At 47.5% G+C, this 1695-nt stretch carries 3 protein-coding genes; all 3 read left to right on the top strand.

Features of this window, described 5'->3' with window-relative positions; all coding sequences use genetic code 11:
- Nucleotides 1-693, top strand: a 693-nt coding sequence (locus A3766_RS25840; protein ID WP_156509145.1) for a S1 RNA-binding domain-containing protein, incomplete at its 5' end; no start/stop codon positions are given.
- Between the two features lie 6 nt (nt 694-699).
- The gene (gene rlmB, locus A3766_RS25835) at nt 700-1437 is read left to right on the top strand and encodes a 23S rRNA (guanosine(2251)-2'-O)-methyltransferase RlmB (protein ID WP_068511320.1); all 738 of its coding nucleotides are present in this window, start codon (nt 700-702) and stop codon (nt 1435-1437) included.
- Between the two features lie 22 nt (nt 1438-1459).
- A partial coding sequence (locus tag A3766_RS25830; protein WP_156509144.1) for an EamA family transporter occupies nt 1460-1695 on the top strand: 236 nt, incomplete at its 3' end.

Here is a 1695-nt window from a genome sequence, read left to right as displayed (position 1 = left end):
TGGCTTAAGTGTGAGTACCTACAGCAACACTTGGGTGAGGAGTTTGAGGGTATTATCTCTGCCGTGACGGGCTTTGGCTTCTTTGTAGAGCTAGCTGATTTATATGCTGAAGGTCTAGTTCATGTCTCGACTTTAGACAGTGATTATTATCAATTTGATGCAGCGAAGCATCGCCTGATCGGTGAACGCTCAGGTAAGCGCTTTGGTCTGGGTGATAGGGTGCTTGTTCAGGTCTCAAACATCAATCTGGAAGAGCGCAAGGTTGACCTGGTTCTAGTGAGCTCAAGTTCCAAGTCACGTGACAAATTGCGCCCTAAGAAAGGTAAGCCCAAAAGCGGTAGCAAGCGCGACAGTCAGGACAAGCGGAAGGCAGGTGAGCGGCGTAAAGAAGCGGATAGACGTCAGGGAAGTGATAAACCTAAGGTTAAATCCCGAAATGGCGCAAGAAAGAAAACCGAGCGTCCGGTAAAAGCCAAGTCAAGAAAGCCGAAGTCTTCTTCAGAGTTGAAGACAGAAGAGCCTCAAGAGCTTAAATCTAGCCAGCCTTTAAAGCGCAAGCCAAGCAAGCTAGAAGCTTTAAAAAGCAAGCAAGTAAAAAAGCCCTTAAAGAAAATTAACAAGGTAAAATCAGACGCTAATTCAGAGCCGGTGACGCCAGCAATTAGAAAGCGCAAAGTTAAAACAAAAGGTTAAGAGTTAATGAATCAAGAAACCGTATTTGGTTTGCATGCAGTTGAGGCCCTAGTGCAAAAAGAGGCCGATTCGGTTATCTCTGTATTGGTACAGCAGGGTAGGGACGACCAGCGCTTATCAAAGCTTATTCGCTTGCTTCAGTCTAAAGGGCTCTCTTGTGACTATGTGCCTCGGAAGGAATTAGACAAGTTGGTCAGCGGTCGTCACCAAGGTGTTGTGGCAACTATTAAAGGGGAAGTTGAGAAGCATGAAGGGGATCTTGAAGATATTCTCTCAGCGCTAGATGAACCACCGTTTTTATTGATTCTGGATTCCGTGACTGACCCTCATAACCTGGGGGCATGTTTACGTTCAGCTGATGCGGCGGGTGTCCATGCCGTGATCGTGCCGAAGGATAAGTCCGCCCCCTTGAATGCCACTGCAAAGAAGGTGGCTTGTGGTGCCGCTGAGCATGTGCCTGTCATTCGAGTGACAAACTTAGCCCGTACCATGAAGTGGTTACAAAACTTTGGTGTATGGATAACGGGTGCTGCCGGAGAAGCGGAGCAAAATATCTATCAAACAGATCTTAAAGGCCCTGCTGCTATCGCAATGGGTGCTGAAGGCAGTGGTCTGCGTCGCCTGACGCGAGAGCATTGTGACCAGCTTACTAAAATTCCAATGATCGGGAGTGTTAGCAGCTTAAATGTTTCCGTTGCGACAGGGATTTGTTTGTTCGAGGCTTTGCGACAGCGGCAAGCTTAAAAAGTAGCGTTTAGGGCTTTTGATGAGTCGACTTTTCTCTCCTATCAATTTGCTTTTACTCTTGGTTGCTTTGCTATGGGGGCTGGGGTTTGCACCTCAGCGTTTGGCCTTGGAGGGTATGGCTCCCGTTGCCTTCAATTTTTGGCGCTTTGCTTTTGGCGCCATGATGCTATTACCCTTTATTTTTTCTTCGAAGAGTTCGCGTACAGCCTTACTTAATAAGAGAACGATTCTCGCCGGTGCAGGCTTAGGCCTACT

This window comes from Oleiphilus sp. HI0132, from assembly GCF_001635845.1.
This window is presented reverse-complemented; position numbering and strand designations above follow the sequence as displayed.